The following is a 16,133-nucleotide window of genomic DNA, read 5'->3' as shown; positions in this document are numbered from 1 at the left end:
CTTTGGATGAGTATCTCGATAGTGAGGAGATACTCATCTTTTCTTATGAGGGATTCAACTTCTTTGTTTATAATACTTCGAATGTATACTTTTATTTTATATTTTGAGAGTATCAGAAGATTTGGTGTGAACTCAATGTTTAAGGTAATTTGAAAGTAAACTAATATTTAAAAGTTTACTTTCAGGAATAACAAAAAAAGAATCCTATATTAAGAGGACTTTTTTTCTATTTCCCTTATTTTTTTCCGCAACTGTTTGCCAAGTGAACATGCTCATTAAAAATGTTGTTGTTAATTTGTTTTTCATATTTCTTTAATTCTTCATTGATTTTACTGCCAGTTTTACTTTCAAAACTTTTCTCTAATTCTGCTGCTATATCTCTTAGACTTGTTTGTAATTCATGAAATGCCCCTATGTTTTTTTGAAGAGCATATGTATCTTCTTTTATAATATCTATTGATTTAAACCCTACTTCTGTTTTTAACATCATACGCTGCATTTCTCTTTCAATCTGTTTTTTAGCAGCTTGTAACTCCTCAACAACCTGATTCGCTAAATCTCCTGTAACACTTTCGATTTGCTTTTCTATCTTTTTAATTTCCCCCATAAAATCCATCATATAATTATCTCCTTATCTAAACTGAAAATTCCCCGCTAATTGATTATCTTTATCCCTAAGTGAATTTGCTGCATCACTAATTTCATCCCCAAATCTACTTAAACTTTTTTGTTCTTTTCTTAAAAGATGAATTAATTCTTCTGCTATGTGTACATCGTGAAAATAGTCATTTCCACCTTCTTTCGTTTTGGCAATTCGTGAGATGGCTTCATCTATTTCGTATGCTTCTAATAGATGATATTTCCCACCTGGTCCTGTTTCATATTTTAATTGACTTTTCAACTTTTGAACCGCTTCAGCTTCTCTTCTTTGAAACTCTTCTATATTTTTTGCGATATCTGATAATCGATTACTGAGCAATTGAATTTTTTGTGCTTGTCTTATAATATCTTCAGGCTCTAATTTTAATAGGGGACTTCCATTTGAATGAAATGTTCCTCTAAATGTATCTCTGCCGTGTCCTTCCATAGTTAAACGTGTAAAAAAATCTTCTTTTGTATCGTTCTGTCTCACTGTAAATTGCTTACCAATTAGAGGCGCACCGAATTGAGTATGGTTACCAATTGGATCATTCTCATGTGTATAATCCGTAGCTTTGTTTTCCATTTCCCCTCTATCTACTCGTTTTTTTGCTTCAGGACTTAGCAAACGATAAGGATTTGGTGCAGCCCATGTAGTTGCATAACAATCTAATTCTGCAGCGATAAGGTCCGCTTCTGCACCACCTTTACTATGTCCAGTAGTATGAAGAGAATAAGGGGTATATTTTGCTACGATGTCATTTTTTGCCCATTTTAATCCAGTATCAAATGATGTTTCAGAATCAGGTTTTATAGTTTGACTGTTACTTGGAGTAATTACTTTAGAATGTGTTTTAATTCCAAACGTAATCTGATCGATATCTGTTTCGAAATCTGCTAATTGGTTAGGCTCTGTCCCACGAAATGCTAGGATTATCTCATCATAATGTGTTGCATTTTCATCATATTTGTCTGCTGGTACTACTGCGATAGCTTCTAATCCATTTTTTACTTTTTGATAATCTGCATCTATTGATTCTATAACTATCCAAGTTTTTCCATCAACACCTTCTATTTCTGTACCTTTTTTTAAAACTTCGTCATCATAAACATGATCTGCTAATTTGAAATAATCTTCATCTGTCGCAATTGTGTTCTTTTTAAACTCACTCATATGTTCCAACTCATTTCATGGTATATTTTAACTATATTCAAATACAAGGGGATTTTAAATGAAAAAGAAATTGGTAATTATTTTATCCATTATTTGTATTATAGCAGGAGGATATTTTACTATGGAATACTTAAAACAAAAAGAAAAAGAAGAAAAGTTTTGGAAGGCACAAGAGGCACGAGTAGAAAAGTATATTCATTACAATATTCAAGATGTAAAATCGATTACATTTAAAGAACACAGTGTAAGTCCAATGGGTGTTCCCAGATTAAAAGGTTATATAAACAATAATGAAGAATTGTATTTTATAGCTTATATTAGTACTACAGAAAATTTCGAAGATGATTTCACACGTTCTGGAGAACTTGGAAAACTAATAAAAAACCCTAAAAAATCAGTATCTGAAATTGAAAAGGAGGAGAAAGAAAAACAACAAGAGTAGTCTTTGTACTACTCTTTTCTTCTCTGTCTCATTTTAAGAAGAATCCATTGGTAGGTTTTTTATAAGGAGATTTTCTAATGAAGAAAGTAATCATTTGGGTTGTATCTGCTCTGGTGCTCATAGCAGGAGGGTATTTTACAATGGAATACTTAAAAGAAAAAGAAAAAGAAGAACAATTTTGGAAACGACAAGGAACACGAGTAGAAAAGTATATTCATCATAATGTTAAAAACGTGAAATCTATCACATTTAAAGAACATAAAGTAAATCCAATGGGTATTCCTTATATAAAAGGATATATAAATGATGATAAGGAATTGTGGTTTAATGCTAGTATTAGTACTACAAAGGACTTTGAAAGTAAATTTGGATGTTCTGGAGAACTATATGATAACTACATGAAAAAACCAGCAAAGTCTGTATCGGAAATTGAAAAAGAAGAGAAGGAAAAGAAACAAGAGTAGTCTTTGCACTATTCTTGTCTTCTCTATCCCATTTTAAGAAGAATACATTGGTAGGCTTTTTATAAGGAGATTTCCAATGAAGAAAGTAATGATTTTGGTTGTATCTGCTGTGGTGATCATAGCAGGAGGATATTTTACTATGGAATACTTAAAACAAAAAGAAAAAGAAGAAAAGTTTTGGAAGGCACAAGAGGCACGAGTAGAAAAGTATATTCATTACAATATTCAAGATGTAAAATCGATTACATTTAAAGAACACAGTGTAAGTCCAATGGGTGTTCCTTCTGTAGAAGGATATATAAATAATGATAAGGAATTATGGTTTGATGCAAGTATAAGTACTACAGATAAATTTGAGGATAAGTTTGGTTGTTCTGGGGAATTAGATAAAATGATTAAAAAACCAGCAAAATCGGTATCGGAAATTGAAAAAGAAGAGAAAGAAAAAAGAAAAGAGTAGTCTTTGAACTACTCTTTTTTTGTATCCTATTCTAAGAAAAATGTATTGGTAAATGTTTTTTATAAGGAGAATTTCCAATGAAGAAAGTAATGATTTTGATTGTATCTGCTGTGATACTCATAGTAGGAGGGTATTTTACTATGGAATACTTAAAACAAAAAGAAAAAGAAGAAAAGTTTTGGAAGGCACAAGAGGCACGAGTAGAAAAGTATATTCATTACAATATTCAAGATGTAAAATCGATTACATTTAAAGAACACAGTGTAAGTCCAATGGGTGTTCCCAGATTAAAAGGTTATATAAATAATAATGAAGAATTGGATTTTATAGCTTATATTAGTACTACAGAAAATTTCGAAGATGATTTCACACGTTCTGGAGAACTTGGAAAACTTATAAAAGACCCTGAAAAGTCGGTATCTGAAATTGAAAAAGAAGAGAAGGAAAAGAAACAAGAGTAGTCTTTAAAATGTACCCTATAGAATAGACACTTGAAAAAAGTCTATTCTATAGGGTACATTTTAGTAAGTACTGATTTTTGTATTTTCTTTTTTTTATTCATGTTTTAACCTCCAATATGTGCTGGTAAAAAACAAGTACGGTAATTAGAATTCTGGTACAAAAACCTCAAAATATTTACAATTAATCTCCAAAACTTGGACACATTTATATTATTACTCTAAACAAACGTAGATTTCTCCTTTTCCACATGCATATAAACTTCAGAAATAATCTTTCTTCCTTCACTTTATATTTTGATTATACGAAGCAAAGTTCTCGTTTTTCTTACTTGATACTTACAAATTCCTTAAGTAGAGGATATTTTAAAAATGGATTTGTAGCGGTACTCCTATGTTAAGAGATAGCTTAAGGACCGAGGATTTTATTGTTTTTATAAAGAGTTGATGTTATGTTTGTTTTGTAATATATGGTGTTTTATGTATGTAGGAGGATTTATTGAAGAAATTATTAATATTGTTTTTATTAGCTACATTTTGTCTACAGATTACAGGATGTTCTAATAATATGGGTGCACTAAGGGAGAAGTCTAAAACTTCAACACTTGTGAAGTTTAAACGCATCAATAAAGGGTGGTACAAACATATGTAATAATTTGTATCACCCTTTGTTGATGTTAGAAGTCATAAGAAAAAGGTTATAGATATTTTTCATAAAGAAAAGACACCCATATAAGAGTGTCCTTTCTAATAGTTTTTTAGCAGAAGCAACTGCATCCGATAATGATTAATAGTATAAAGAGTACAACAAGCAAAGCAAATCCTCCAGCAAAACCACAGCCTTCTCCGCAACTACCACCATAGCCCATAATAGTTCCTCCTTTAGATAAGAGGATTAAAACTAAGGGCCATTCATGTATTTTAACGGGTTCACTTTACTGTATGTTTTTAAGAATGAATGGAGTAGGTCCTTTTTTATTTTATCGAAAGTAAACTTTTAGCCAGCAGTTTATTTTCATACTATTAATTTTTATACGTATTTGGTGAAAAATCAAGGAGCTGCAAAAAAATACTATACCGAAAGTTCGGTATAGTAACGTGCATATAAAAGATCCCACTTTGCTATATCCCAAAAAGAGTCATAAAAATCTATGTTTTTTTAATTCAGTTGCAAACTACAAAACTTCTTTTTAAAGAAATGTATGTACATACAAATTATATTTTATTCCATAACTCTCTAACTTTTGTTCATGGTAGTCTGATATTGAAAAAATATAATATTTGGTACGACATCACTTTGTTTTTTTATAAAGTTTTGTAATTAAACTATAATATTGTATTTTTTTTTGTATTATTGAAATTAGTAATAATAAAATGTATTATTGAAAAGCACAATTTGTAATTCAAGTAATCAGGACTATGCGCCCATTATAATTTGAACATTCAGAAATTATAATATTGTCTAAAAATGAGGTGAGATTCATAGAAACAGTACATATTAAATGGTATGGAATGTATAGTATAAATGATTTTTATAATAGGGAAGAAGCTTCTAAGAAGGGGATATTTGCAATCTCTAGAGTATGTGCTAAGAGTGTAACATTGCTATATATAGGGCAAACCAAAAGAAGCTTTATACAAAAGATAAGGGAACTTAATAAGGAGTGGCCTTTCGATGAGAGCGAATTAAAGATTACATTAGGAATAATAGAATTTCCTAGTGGTGAAATTTACTCTGAAAAGAAGGTAAAAGAGATAAAATCCCTTTTAATTTTACGACATACCCCATTAGAAAACGAAACATCTTTATTATACTATAGAGGGAAATTTAATTTAAAAATTATAAATAAGGGAAGAAGAGGTTTAATTGTTAAAAAGCTTTCTACAGGAGATCTAATATGGACATAATTGGAATCACCTTTGAATAAAATTGAAGGTTTCTTAAGTGCAGAAGCTTATCAATTTTTAATGTATTAAACTATTTTGAATAACATATGTCAGATACTTGAAAAAACACAAATTTTATTATGATATGAAATCCTGTATGGAAAGTGTAGTTTATTTCTATTGTTTAATAAAAATATTAAGAATTTTAGGGATAATACATAAAGAGTAGAGGAGAAAGTAAACACGGAGGTTTGAAGAATGGGACAAGTAAGCAGATTTCAAGAAAAACAACAGAATCGTCGTCAAAAGGCAATTTTTAATATTGCATTTACTTTGGTATTAGTGACAGTTGGTATAGTGACATACCAGTTATTTACTGCTTCTAATACATCAAAGAAAGCAATTGCTCAAGAAAAGAAAGTAACAAAGATAGAAGAGAAGAAAACTGAAGATAAAGAAACAGCAAAGATAGAAGAGAAGAAAACTGAAGATAAAGAAACAGCAAAGATAGAAGAGAAGAAAACTGAAGATAAAGAAACAGCAAAGATAGAAGAGAAGAAAGCTGAAGATAAAGAAACAGCAAAGATAGAAGAGAAGAAAGCTGAAGATAAAGAAGCAGCACAGTTAGAAGAGAAATCAAAAACAGAAAAATCGGTAAAAACGAACGGAACTGAAAATAATGAGGAAGAAAAAACGACATCTCAAGAAAAGGGTTCTCAAACTAATCCTTCTTGGAAGCCAATTGGTACCGAGCAAGGAGTAAAACCTGAAATGAAATTTAAAGAAGGAACAGTAGATTGGAGTGAGATGAAAAAAGCAATTTCTTATGCTGTTGATGTTCCAGAGAGCCAATTGATTTTCGATTTTATTGGGAATAATGGTAATAATAAAGCCTACGGTAATGTACGAGATAAGCAAAATAATAAAAAATATAAGGTTAATATTGATTGGGTAGAAAATCAGGGGTGGAAACCAGTATCTGTACAAGTGGTAAGATAAATAATAGAAATGTAATGATGTAAATCAGCTGTCCATATGGACAGCTGATTATTTTTTTGCTTAGCGTATTTTTTTGAAAATGCTGGTAGTACCTCGTTGAGAAACATGAATTAAATCTATATTTTGTTTTATTTACCTCACTACTTTATCCATAATTTCTTTATATTTATAATAATAATTAGTTTCAAATAAATAGTTGTACGGAAGAAAATGTTCCTTGTAAGTAGTAAGCATCCTTTATAATTTTAATTTATAATTATTTATAAAAAAGAAAAGACACCCTAAGGTGCCTTCCTTCGACTTGAACCATCTTAATTTTAATAATATATTGGACTCCCATCCAAATATTATTTTACCATGTTAAATTGTTTTATTCATTGAGAAATATAGTTTCATTTTATATTTAAAAGAATTCTATAGGCTAGAACCAGCTATTAATTAGGGGAAACTGACATGTTAAGCTAATATTATAATACTTCTAGAACGGAAATTTTGAGCAATATGTATACGAGCCACATATTAAAAAAAGACACTCTCAAGAGTGCCTCTCCTTAGCAGCCGAATCCGCCGCCCCAACAGCTAGCGCCAACGATGATTAATAAGATGAAGAGCACAACAAGTAAGGCAAATCCGCCACCGAAACCACAGCCTCCACCACAACTACCGCCATAGCCCATATTAACTCCTCCTTCCATAAAGACCATTTATTAATGGATTTAATTTACTTTATGTTTTTAAGGATGAATGGAGCAGGTCCTTAAAAAAATAAAAGGATTTTGGAAGTTAAAAAGAGTTGACGACCTTATTTTTGTCACCGGTATTTCGTCTGCTACATATTGTATTTTATTCTGTGTATTGGGGGAAGGAGGATCTTATGGCTAATTCTGAGATGATTTTACGTTTACTTACGGATTTAAAGATTGAACAACAATTGTTGAAAGAACAGTTAGAGAAAATGCAAACAGCTGTGACTATTCTTGAAGAAAAATCAGTGACGCTTAAAGAAAAACCAGCGACTCTTAAAGAAAAAACAATGACTCCTGAAGAAAAACCATCTGTTACAAAGCAAAGAGCTTTTTCTGGACGCCCAACATCTTTTCGTGATTGGAGAGCAGCTGCTCAAAAAAATTCATAAAATTATAAAAAAAGAAGACATCAATTAAGCTGTCTTCTTTTCTTTTCTTATCCAATCCAAATGAGTTAAGAAGGTATATCCATATTGCTTTAAAAATAAGAAGAAAATAACGATTGTCGACTCCTATTTTAGTATAGCGTATAATAATCTATATATATATGTAATTTTACATAAATATATAGATTATATAATGTTAAGCATATATATTTTAGTTGTCTGTTATTTGTTTTAATTCATTTATTCTTATTATTTTTTAAGAGCCCCAGTAATGGGGCCTTTTTATAATTGTGTTAAAGTAGAAACCCCTCAAGCATAAGGAGGGGTTACATAACTAGGAAAATAGTTATTTGTGTTTAATGAGAGGAAGTTCAGGGTGTTGTTTCTGAATTTCTTCTAAATGATTTTCGCTTTTGCCTTTTAAAGTTTGATCGAAAAAGCTAGTTACTAGTTTATTAATTAGTTTGTAGTTTGTGGCTACATCTTCGCCAGGTTCATTAATAATAGGTGAAAATGCTGCTAAATCTGTAAAACTAGTATGGTTTGTTTTTGGAATTACCACTGTGTACACGCCCGGTTTTTCAATGGTTTTATTTCTTAAATGGACTATTTCCAATAATTCATTTTGGATTCCGGTTGTCTTTGGATTCTCAGCCTCTTTCATAAAATGAATTGTAGCTTCAGCATTCATCAACATGAATGGTTTTTGAGGACCGTCTTTAGGCATTGGATCGCCATACAATCCACCATCCATATTAATTGCAGCTTTAATACGCGTATCCTTCACTAACATTTGTGCGGCAGTTGCTCCACCAAAAGAGTGACCGAACATTCCAATTTTGTCATAGTCAATTAAGTCTGCAATAGTTTTAAAACTTTTATCGAAATTGCCTTCTATTACTTCATTTAAAACAAAAGTAGTATCCTGTTCCCATTTTTGAACTATGGTATTTAAGGCGGTAGGTGTATATTCAATTGGTATAGAGTCTACACGGTTTCCATTAGGGAAAATCGTTGTTGCTGCATATCCTGTAAAATTAAGAGCGATTACTACATAGCCTTGACTAGCTAATTCCTCTAACTGGAATGTATTTTGTTGACCATATAATCCCATCCCATGGCCGAATAAAAGGAGGGGGAATTTTTCTTTATCTTGAAGTGGCTTAGCATTCTGATAAGAATGTGTTTTTGTCAGCCCTAAATGTGTCGTTACGATATATGGAGCACCGTTTGTTACTGCCAATTGTTCAGCCAGCTCGTTTATGTTCTCAAAATAGGCAGAAGGCTTCCCTGATCCTTTTGCGGCAGGATAGTATACTTGTATCATTAACTCACGATTTCCATGATTATTTGGTACAGTGGTTTCTTTTCGATTTGTATCAATTAAATGAAAAGCTTTCGTTCCTACTGTATATTTTCCAGTAGGCTCTGGGAGTGTTATGATCGGAAAAAGTAAAGGTAATGTAAACATTGCGATAGCAGTTACGATAATTCCTAAACCTTTTAAAACTTTCATCACTAACTTTTTAGAAACGGCTGTAGTTTTTGGTTTCAAAAAAACTTGTAATGTTAAAACGAACAATAAGAAATAGGCGGGAATCATACGCCAGTTTGCACCAATTACAATGATGGTGGCAAATAATAATGCATAATTTATTAGTAAAAGGACTCCATTTTTTTTCGTCAAACCCCGTTTGATAAAGATGGGAATGATACTAGATAAAAGTAATACAGCAACAAAAATGATTTCTAACATTTTTAGCTCCTTTCCTAATCAATATAGATATAGATTGATAATTTACAACCTTCCCAATTATATAACTATAATTGATGATTGTATGCATGTAAGTAAGTTTAGAATGTTTTTATATGACATTAAAAAAAGTACTCATACGAGTACTTTTTCTTAAATGAATTATTATTTATTTTTAAACCGTTCCCCATAAATGATAAACCATACCGATAACAAAAAATGCTAGTCCTACAAACAAAACGATTAAAGCAAGCACTCCATTTTTATTATGTTCCATAAAATTAGCTCCTTTTCATTTACTTATCTACAAAAAGCCTTTAGTCGTAATTATGGCTAAAGGCTTGGATCTTCATACTTTGTAGTTTATAAAAAAGTTGCACTTCTGTATTAATTTGGAATATGATTATTTAAAGAGAAGGTGATGAGTACATGCAGGACAAAAAACAATTCCCGCTTATATCTGGAAATCTCTCATTAGATTTAGTAAATACAGAGCTAGTTAGGCGTGGACAACGTTATGATTTATTAATAACAAATGAAGATGTATTAGAATGGCTACATGTAATAAAGGTTAGTCTTCCTTTTTGGAATGAAAAAACATTTATAAGGATTCAAGAGCGCACGAATCAAGTGACATCTATTATATTGGAAGTAAGAGAGGTACTGAGAAAACAGTTTGAGGTAATTGCTGATCAGCACGAAATTTCCAATGATTTTGTTACGTATTTAGAAACACAAATTGAGAAAGCACCATTTACATATAAAATCATTGAACAGCAGCTAGTATCTATCCCGGTTGGAGAAATCGAGGATGTACTCGCATCGTTAATTGCATTTGATGCTTTAACGTTAATAGCAGAAAATAAGCTTATTTTCCTTAAAAGGTGTTCAAATCCTGACTGTGTTTTATTATTTATAGATAAGAGTGGGAAACGAAAATGGTGTTCTATGAAAATATGTGGGAACCGGAAAAAGGTAGCAAAATTTCAGGATCGAAAATTTGAAGAAGTCTAGAGAATCAACTTATAACAGTTGATTCTTTTTTTTTCTTCTTTAACTAACCTATAAAATTAATATTTACAGGTTAGTTATGTCGAGTTATAATTGTTGGTAAATAAAGGAGGAGAATGATGGATAATATAACAGCAACTAAGCAGGAAGATCCTCAACCAATAAGTGTACGATATTTTACAAAAATGAAAGGGAAAGGAAGAAGTCCATTACAAGTAAATATAAAGGACTCTTTAACAGGACTACTAGGGGGATTTTTAACAATTCTTACCTTAACATATTTAACGAGCATAACCTCTACAGAATTATTAATGGCTCCATTTGGGGCGAGTTGTGTATTAGCGTTTGGAGTTTGGAATGCGCCATTATCTCAGCCGCGTAATATTATTGGAGGACATTTGATTTCAACTTTCATTGGTCTATCAATATATCATTTGTTTGGGAATGAATATTGGACAATTGCTTTAGCAGTGGGGATGGCAATAGCCGTTATGATGTTAACGAGAACGACGCACCCTCCGGCAGGGGCCGATCCGATTATCGTTATTTTAGGGGCAAATAGTTGGAGTTATTTAGTAACACCAGTTTTAATTGGCTCCGTTGTTATTGTAGTTATTGCTTTATTCATTAATAATATGAGTAGTAAAAGAAGCTATCCAACTTTTTGGATTTAGTTTATAAAGCGAAAAACAATTTAAGTAAGTATGTCGTTTTTACTATGTTTTAATTTTTTTATAGAAAAAAGCCTTTAGTCGTAATTATGACTAAAGACTCCATGTCTCAAACTTTTTAATTTAAAGAGAAAAGACACCTTAATGCGCCTTCCTCCGACTTGAACCATCTTAATTTTAATAATATGTATTGGACTCCCATCCGAATATTATTTTACCCCTCAGAACGAAAAATTGTGCTTACTTGCAATAAAAATCTCATTTTTTCGTTTTGGGGTGTTATAAAATCTTGAAGTTGATGGGCATAGGGTGGGACCCAAAACAGTACGATTTTACTACACACTTTTTATTTATCCCACACTCTCATCTGCTAGTATTACTATTTTTTATTACTAATGTTGCCGTTTCACTCGGATGGCTAAGAGGAAAATGATGGCCATATGGAACAAAATCAACCTTACCAAGATGCGATGGAGCAGAATAGGCTCTGTCATAATCCCCCCAAATAATGTGAAGATTATACTTTGTTACTTCATTGAAATCACCTTGATCGTTTTTCAGTAGTAAACTGTTAAGCTGAACCGTAGTATTTAAAATTCTAGGAGAAGTAAAACTGTTACTTATCTTTTCAATATAATGTTCAGGGATGCTCTCCATACTTTCAAACAAACCATTACTTAATAAATAACGCTCTATCAAATTAGTAGTTGCTAATTTTAATGTCCATTTGTTCATAAATTGAGGAACATTTAGTGATTTAGCATTTTTTTTAGCAACAGGTGGCTGAAGTAAAGTGATTGCATACTTCTTATCTATGTACTCTTGTACCAATGCTTCCAGAAGAATAAACGCACCGAATGAATGGCCAATTAGATGTGCACCATTCGTAGCTTTCTCCAATAACTTTTTCACTACATTCAAATAGATATCTAGAAGATTTTTCTCTCGTTTAAAAGGAGAACGTCCCAAACCTGGAAGATCCAAGATCCATATAGGTTGACCAGTTTTTTCATGAAGCTCTTGTGCTAAAGGAAATAAATCTTCTCCATCACTCAATAAACCATGTAATAAAATAAACGGTTTACCCTCTCCTTGTAATTGGTAAAGGGTAGTGTTATCGCATAATGTTCGTTTAAATAAATGATTATGCTGGCCATTTTGATACATCATTCGATAATCCAGATCAGCTACTACGGCAGGCAAAAATTTCATTACACTCGTCTTCTTAAACCAATCTCCTCCCATAATTTTTTTCGTTGAAACATTTGGGAAATTTTGTTTTGTAATAAAATTCAATCCATCAGAAGGAATTTTTGTTATTTTACTTACTCCACTATTCATAATTGCTTTCATAAGTGGCATTGGAACAGAGATTTTTGGTGTCCTCATATTCATACTTTCCGACATAATATTTAATAATTCAGCAATGTTCTGATCGTACTGTTTGTCTTCAACAAGTGTATATGTTTGAATAGTCGGTTGCTCCAATCTGAAAACCTGCATAATAAACTTCGCAAGCTCATCGTTTGAAATAAGTGGTAACCTATATCCCTTACCTCCAGGAATCATTGGCATGAGCCCTCTTCGCATACTCATTACAAGCAAACCTAATCCTGTTATCTGCTCTGTACTCCCTGTTTTACTACTACCGACTACAGTTGGCGGATTAATTACAGAAAGCGGATAACCTACTGCGGATGCCTGCTGACGGATATAGAGATCTGCTAAAAATTTTGTTCTCTCATATGGATTTTTTATTTTTAAATAATTGTTTCCTTCTTTAAACACATCAATTGCAATCTTGCTATTTTTATCATCAAAGGGACTCATATAACCTACAACATGAATAAATTGTTGCAAGCCCTTCAATTGATGAATACTTTTAGCTAATTCACTAATATGTTTGGCGCCATTTAAAAATACGGAAGCTGCCTCTTTACTTGTCGCTTGAATATCCATGGGGCCTCCTGCGTGAATAATCACATCCGTTTTCAATACCCTCTCCTTATCTTCAGCACTTAGACCTAAATCTATTTTCGTCAAATCACCTTCAATAAAGTGCATAACTTTCTTTTTTAAGATGCCTCTTTCTTGAAAAAGGCGTATTGCTTTACTTTTCGACCTTACTAAAAGAAGAATTTTAACATCCTCTTTGGCTAATTCTTTCACTAATTGCTTTCCAATAAAGCCTGTTCCACCAGTTAAAAATACTGTTCTCATATAAAATCCCCTTTGTAGTACTAATTAGTACTAATTTGATGTAAAAAAAAAGCTTCTTTTATCGAAGCAATTTAAAAAAATGATCTGCTGTTTTCGTGATTACAGTTGCATCTTTCAATGTTTCTGAAATAAATAACGCTCCCTCAAGATTTGTAATAAAAAGTGATGCAACCTCATCAATATGAATCGTATTTCTGAATTCTCCATTCTCTACCCCTTGTTTAAGTAATAGAGAAACTTTCTCTTGTAATCCTGTAAAAAAAAGACCTATTTTTTCTTTTATTTGCGTGGCCTGTGTAGGACTTTGAATATAAAGAGTAATAAATGGACAGCTCCCCTTATACTCTCTCGACTGAACTCCTTGTGATAATTGCTTTAAAAACAGTTGGATACGATCTTCAACTAAAAATTGGTTCTGAGAAAGTACGTCATCAATTGCAGATTGATACATTTCAATCCAATAATCAACGACTCCTTCTAATAATTGTTCCTTATTAGAAAAGTGATAATACACATTAGACTTTGAAACTTTGCTTACACGTACTAATTCATCCATACTTGTATAAGCAAACCCTTTTTCTAAAAATAATGTTGCAGCTACTTCAATCACACGTTTTTGATTCATTAATTTTACCTTTGTCATAACTAGAACTATATAGTACTAATTTAAATATTGCAAGTATTTATGTTAATTTTAAAAAAATTTCCGCTAACATTGATTTTACTGCAAAAAAAATCTTATTTTGAATAAAGTTGAACTGAACCCCGAAATTGTTAATTTATTATCGTCTAATAGGGGTCACCATATATGCCCATCAACTTAAGAAAAAGAAATGCCCCCAAAACGAAAAAATGAGCACCTTCTCAGAATAACTATCTGTAGAGAAAGAAAATTTTAATTTAGGGGGATATGAAAATATTAGCTTGATGATGATGGGGTAGTACCAACGAGTCGCTTAGAATTGTAAATCTGTCTTTTCATAATCCTACTCCATAAAGAAAAGACACCCTAAAGTGCCTTTTATCGATTTGAATTATTTATTGTATGTAGTTCATATTCGTTAGCATAAAACTCTTTTATTAGTTTTATTTCATTCGTATCTGGATTAAACTTAAATATTTTAATTTGATTAGATTCGTCTTTGTATGCAAATGTATACTCACCAACTTGGGTCATATTGCTGGTATTTAAGATAGGATCGCTACCGTGATCAGTAATTTCCACAGTTTTCTCACGATCCCAAAACGCGATGACAATAATCAAAATGATGAGGTATACACGTATGAAACGTAGTTCTCTTGCAACAGGATGTTCCATCTGTTAGTTTCCTTTACTGTTTGATAGAGTCTGTTTATAAAAGAGATAATTGCAATGAATATAAATAAAAAAGACACCGTAAAGTGTCTTTTTTATTTTAGTTATGCGCATTACTTAATAAGACGCTAGTTCCTCAGTCTGGCTATGAGTAACTATGTAGGGTAATTCTATTATAACATTTTAACCAGTAATGGGTCTATATGGAATTTTATTGATTTTCTTTTTGATTATTCAGAATGACTTACCAAGTATTTGGATGAGGAAAGCAGTGAGACAGAAGCGACTAAACTTGTTTTAGAAGAGTGTCTTCTTTTTTGTATCATTGTGAGTAAAGTGTAGAGTTATATTTCCCTTTACACGAAGATAACGGTATACTATAGTTAAGTTAAGTAAACTTAACTATTAAGCGAAACGAAATAAAAGCATGGAGGAATAACGCTATGACTAGAACTTATAAAGAAGTAATTAATGAAATGAACCGAGCTTATAATGAATTCTACATTTTACTATTTCAGGAGTTAAAAGATGAGTTCGGTCTTACAGGACAGCAAGAGAGCATGCTATTTCATATTAATTTAAATGAAAACACGACAGCAAATCACATTGCGACTACCTTTAATGTATCCAAAAGTGCCGTTAGCCAAGTTTTATCGAAATTGGAGAAACAGAAGATGATTTCAAAACAAGTAAACCCTAATAATAAAAGGGAGTATTTTCTTACACTTGGTCCAAACGGTAGTAAGTATATAGAGCGGTTGTCTGAGTTAGATGATGTATTAATTGAGAAATACTTTTCTAAAATCGATATAAATGCCCTAGAGCAAATGACAGAGACGTTAACGAAAATAAATAAAGTAATATTGGAAGAAAAGCAGAAGGATCTTGATTGTAATGAGTAAGAACTTAGATGAAGCAATTAGTAGAAAGGAGGGGAAGCATGTGATGAGTTACATACCAAATATGATTACGATAGCAAATTTTGTGTGTGGGCTTTTGGCTATTCATGCTGTTTTCGTTGACGATATGTACGGTGCAGTTATGTTCATTATTACAGGTATGGTCCTTGATTTGTTTGATGGCATGGTCGCTCGGAAACTTGATTCTGTTTCAGAAATTGGTGGAGAGTTGGACTCATTTGCGGATTTAGTTACTTTTGGTGTGGCACCATCTATTCTTGCATATAATGCCTCGTTAAAAGATTTGCAGTCTATTGGGATGATATGCGCGCTCGCTTATAGTATTTGCGGAATGCTTCGGCTTGCGAGATTTAACACACAGCAAAGCAAACTCCCGACATTTATCGGAATGCCGATTCCATTCGCGGCAATGTGTCTCCTTATTTTATGTTTTTTAAAGAATCCAGTTTCCGTGGCGTTTGGTACATGCGTACTCGCTTATTTAATGGTGAGCAAAATCAAATTCCCTCATTTAAAAAAAGATATAGCTGAAAGCTTGAAGCTTGGAAGATTGGATTGATGATACGGAACTACAATGAGAAAGATAAA

At 31.9% G+C, this 16,133-nt stretch carries 20 protein-coding genes; 12 read left to right on the top strand and 8 right to left on the bottom strand.

Annotated elements, in window-relative coordinates; all coding sequences use genetic code 11:
• Positions 1–235 precede the first annotated feature (235 nt).
• A complete protein-coding gene (locus CGQ22_RS23330; RefSeq protein WP_000968641.1) occupies positions 236–619 on the bottom strand; it encodes a hypothetical protein in 384 nt (127 codons plus the stop codon).
• Between the two features lie 12 nt (positions 620–631).
• Positions 632–1,813, bottom strand: a complete 1,182-nt coding sequence (locus CGQ22_RS23325) for an alpha/beta hydrolase family protein (protein WP_001288657.1) — start codon at positions 1,811–1,813, stop codon at positions 632–634.
• Positions 1,814–1,871: 58 nt separating this feature from the next.
• Here CGQ22_RS23325 and CGQ22_RS23320 point away from each other — a divergent pair, with 58 nt between their 5' ends.
• From CGQ22_RS23320 to CGQ22_RS32140, 5 genes are all read left to right on the top strand, one after another.
• Positions 1,872–2,255, top strand: coding sequence for a DUF1433 domain-containing protein (locus CGQ22_RS23320; RefSeq protein WP_000728336.1), 384 nt, complete (start codon positions 1,872–1,874; stop codon positions 2,253–2,255).
• A gap of 77 nt (positions 2,256–2,332) precedes the next feature.
• Entirely contained in the window at positions 2,333–2,719 is a 387-nt protein-coding gene (locus CGQ22_RS23315) for a DUF1433 domain-containing protein (protein WP_089149419.1), read from the top strand.
• 76 nt (positions 2,720–2,795) lie between these two features.
• Positions 2,796–3,179: a DUF1433 domain-containing protein gene (locus CGQ22_RS23310; RefSeq protein WP_089149418.1), complete on the top strand. Its 384-nt coding sequence runs from the start codon at positions 2,796–2,798 to the stop codon at positions 3,177–3,179.
• A gap of 77 nt (positions 3,180–3,256) precedes the next feature.
• A complete protein-coding gene (locus CGQ22_RS23305; RefSeq protein WP_089149417.1) occupies positions 3,257–3,640 on the top strand; it encodes a DUF1433 domain-containing protein in 384 nt (127 codons plus the stop codon).
• Positions 3,641–4,136: 496 nt separating this feature from the next.
• Positions 4,137–4,289 (top strand): hypothetical protein, encoded by a 153-nt coding sequence (locus CGQ22_RS32140; RefSeq protein ID WP_000734746.1) that lies wholly within the window; start codon positions 4,137–4,139, stop codon positions 4,287–4,289.
• A 106-nt stretch (positions 4,290–4,395) separates the two neighbouring features.
• On the opposite strand, the gene CGQ22_RS23295 is transcribed toward CGQ22_RS32140, so the two are convergent.
• The gene (locus CGQ22_RS23295) at positions 4,396–4,506 is read right to left on the bottom strand and encodes a YjcZ family sporulation protein (protein ID WP_000540371.1); all 111 of its coding nucleotides are present in this window, start codon (positions 4,504–4,506) and stop codon (positions 4,396–4,398) included.
• Positions 4,507–5,110: 604 nt separating this feature from the next.
• On the opposite strand from CGQ22_RS23295, the gene CGQ22_RS23290 reads away from it, so the two are divergent.
• Together CGQ22_RS23290 and CGQ22_RS23285 are read left to right on the top strand one after the other, a co-directional pair.
• On the top strand, positions 5,111–5,545 hold the full coding sequence (locus tag CGQ22_RS23290; protein WP_002100802.1) for a hypothetical protein: 435 nt from the start codon (positions 5,111–5,113) through the stop codon (positions 5,543–5,545).
• A 237-nt stretch (positions 5,546–5,782) separates the two neighbouring features.
• A complete protein-coding gene (locus CGQ22_RS23285; protein ID WP_089149416.1) occupies positions 5,783–6,523 on the top strand; it encodes a YrrS family protein in 741 nt (246 codons plus the stop codon).
• 551 nt (positions 6,524–7,074) lie between these two features.
• Here the strand turns inward: CGQ22_RS23285 and CGQ22_RS23280 are convergent.
• The gene (locus CGQ22_RS23280; protein WP_000540377.1) at positions 7,075–7,200 is read right to left on the bottom strand and encodes a YjcZ family sporulation protein; all 126 of its coding nucleotides are present in this window, start codon (positions 7,198–7,200) and stop codon (positions 7,075–7,077) included.
• 197 nt (positions 7,201–7,397) lie between these two features.
• On the opposite strand from CGQ22_RS23280, the gene CGQ22_RS23275 reads away from it, so the two are divergent.
• Positions 7,398–7,658, top strand: a complete 261-nt coding sequence (locus CGQ22_RS23275; protein WP_000013691.1) for a hypothetical protein — start codon at positions 7,398–7,400, stop codon at positions 7,656–7,658.
• Between the two features lie 343 nt (positions 7,659–8,001).
• On the opposite strand, the gene CGQ22_RS23270 is transcribed toward CGQ22_RS23275, so the two are convergent.
• Entirely contained in the window at positions 8,002–9,411 is a 1,410-nt protein-coding gene (locus tag CGQ22_RS23270; protein WP_089149415.1) for an alpha/beta hydrolase family protein, read from the bottom strand.
• A gap of 426 nt (positions 9,412–9,837) precedes the next feature.
• Here CGQ22_RS23270 and CGQ22_RS23260 point away from each other — a divergent pair, with 426 nt between their 5' ends.
• Positions 9,838–10,422, top strand: a complete 585-nt coding sequence (locus tag CGQ22_RS23260) for a CGNR zinc finger domain-containing protein (RefSeq protein ID WP_001152933.1) — start codon at positions 9,838–9,840, stop codon at positions 10,420–10,422.
• A 116-nt stretch (positions 10,423–10,538) separates the two neighbouring features.
• Positions 10,539–11,093, top strand: a complete 555-nt coding sequence (locus CGQ22_RS23255; RefSeq protein ID WP_000368839.1) for an HPP family protein — start codon at positions 10,539–10,541, stop codon at positions 11,091–11,093.
• A 360-nt stretch (positions 11,094–11,453) separates the two neighbouring features.
• Here CGQ22_RS23255 and CGQ22_RS23250 read toward each other — a convergent pair whose 3' ends face one another.
• From CGQ22_RS23250 to CGQ22_RS23240, 3 genes are all read right to left on the bottom strand, one after another.
• On the bottom strand, positions 11,454–13,310 hold the full coding sequence (locus CGQ22_RS23250) for an alpha/beta fold hydrolase (RefSeq protein ID WP_089149414.1): 1,857 nt from the start codon (positions 13,308–13,310) through the stop codon (positions 11,454–11,456).
• Positions 13,311–13,368: 58 nt separating this feature from the next.
• Entirely contained in the window at positions 13,369–13,935 is a 567-nt protein-coding gene (locus CGQ22_RS23245; RefSeq protein ID WP_001072299.1) for a TetR/AcrR family transcriptional regulator, read from the bottom strand.
• 396 nt (positions 13,936–14,331) lie between these two features.
• Positions 14,332–14,628 (bottom strand): YmzC family protein, encoded by a 297-nt coding sequence (locus CGQ22_RS23240; RefSeq protein WP_000400974.1) that lies wholly within the window; start codon positions 14,626–14,628, stop codon positions 14,332–14,334.
• 440 nt (positions 14,629–15,068) lie between these two features.
• On the opposite strand from CGQ22_RS23240, the gene CGQ22_RS23235 reads away from it, so the two are divergent.
• Positions 15,069–15,527, top strand: coding sequence for a MarR family winged helix-turn-helix transcriptional regulator (locus CGQ22_RS23235; protein WP_000198943.1), 459 nt, complete (start codon positions 15,069–15,071; stop codon positions 15,525–15,527).
• Entirely contained in the window at positions 15,520–16,104 is a 585-nt protein-coding gene (gene pssA / locus CGQ22_RS23230; protein WP_000042027.1) for a CDP-diacylglycerol--serine O-phosphatidyltransferase, read from the top strand. Before CGQ22_RS23235 ends, pssA begins: the two co-directional genes overlap by 8 nt.
• The last annotated feature ends 29 nt before the right edge of the window (positions 16,105–16,133 follow it).

The sequence above is a fragment of the Bacillus sp. M13(2017) genome, assembly GCF_002218325.1.
Classification (GTDB): domain Bacteria; phylum Bacillota; class Bacilli; order Bacillales; family Bacillaceae_G; genus Bacillus_A; species Bacillus_A thuringiensis_K.
Note: the sequence above shows the minus strand (reverse complement) of the source record. Positions and strands in the feature narration are given on the sequence as shown.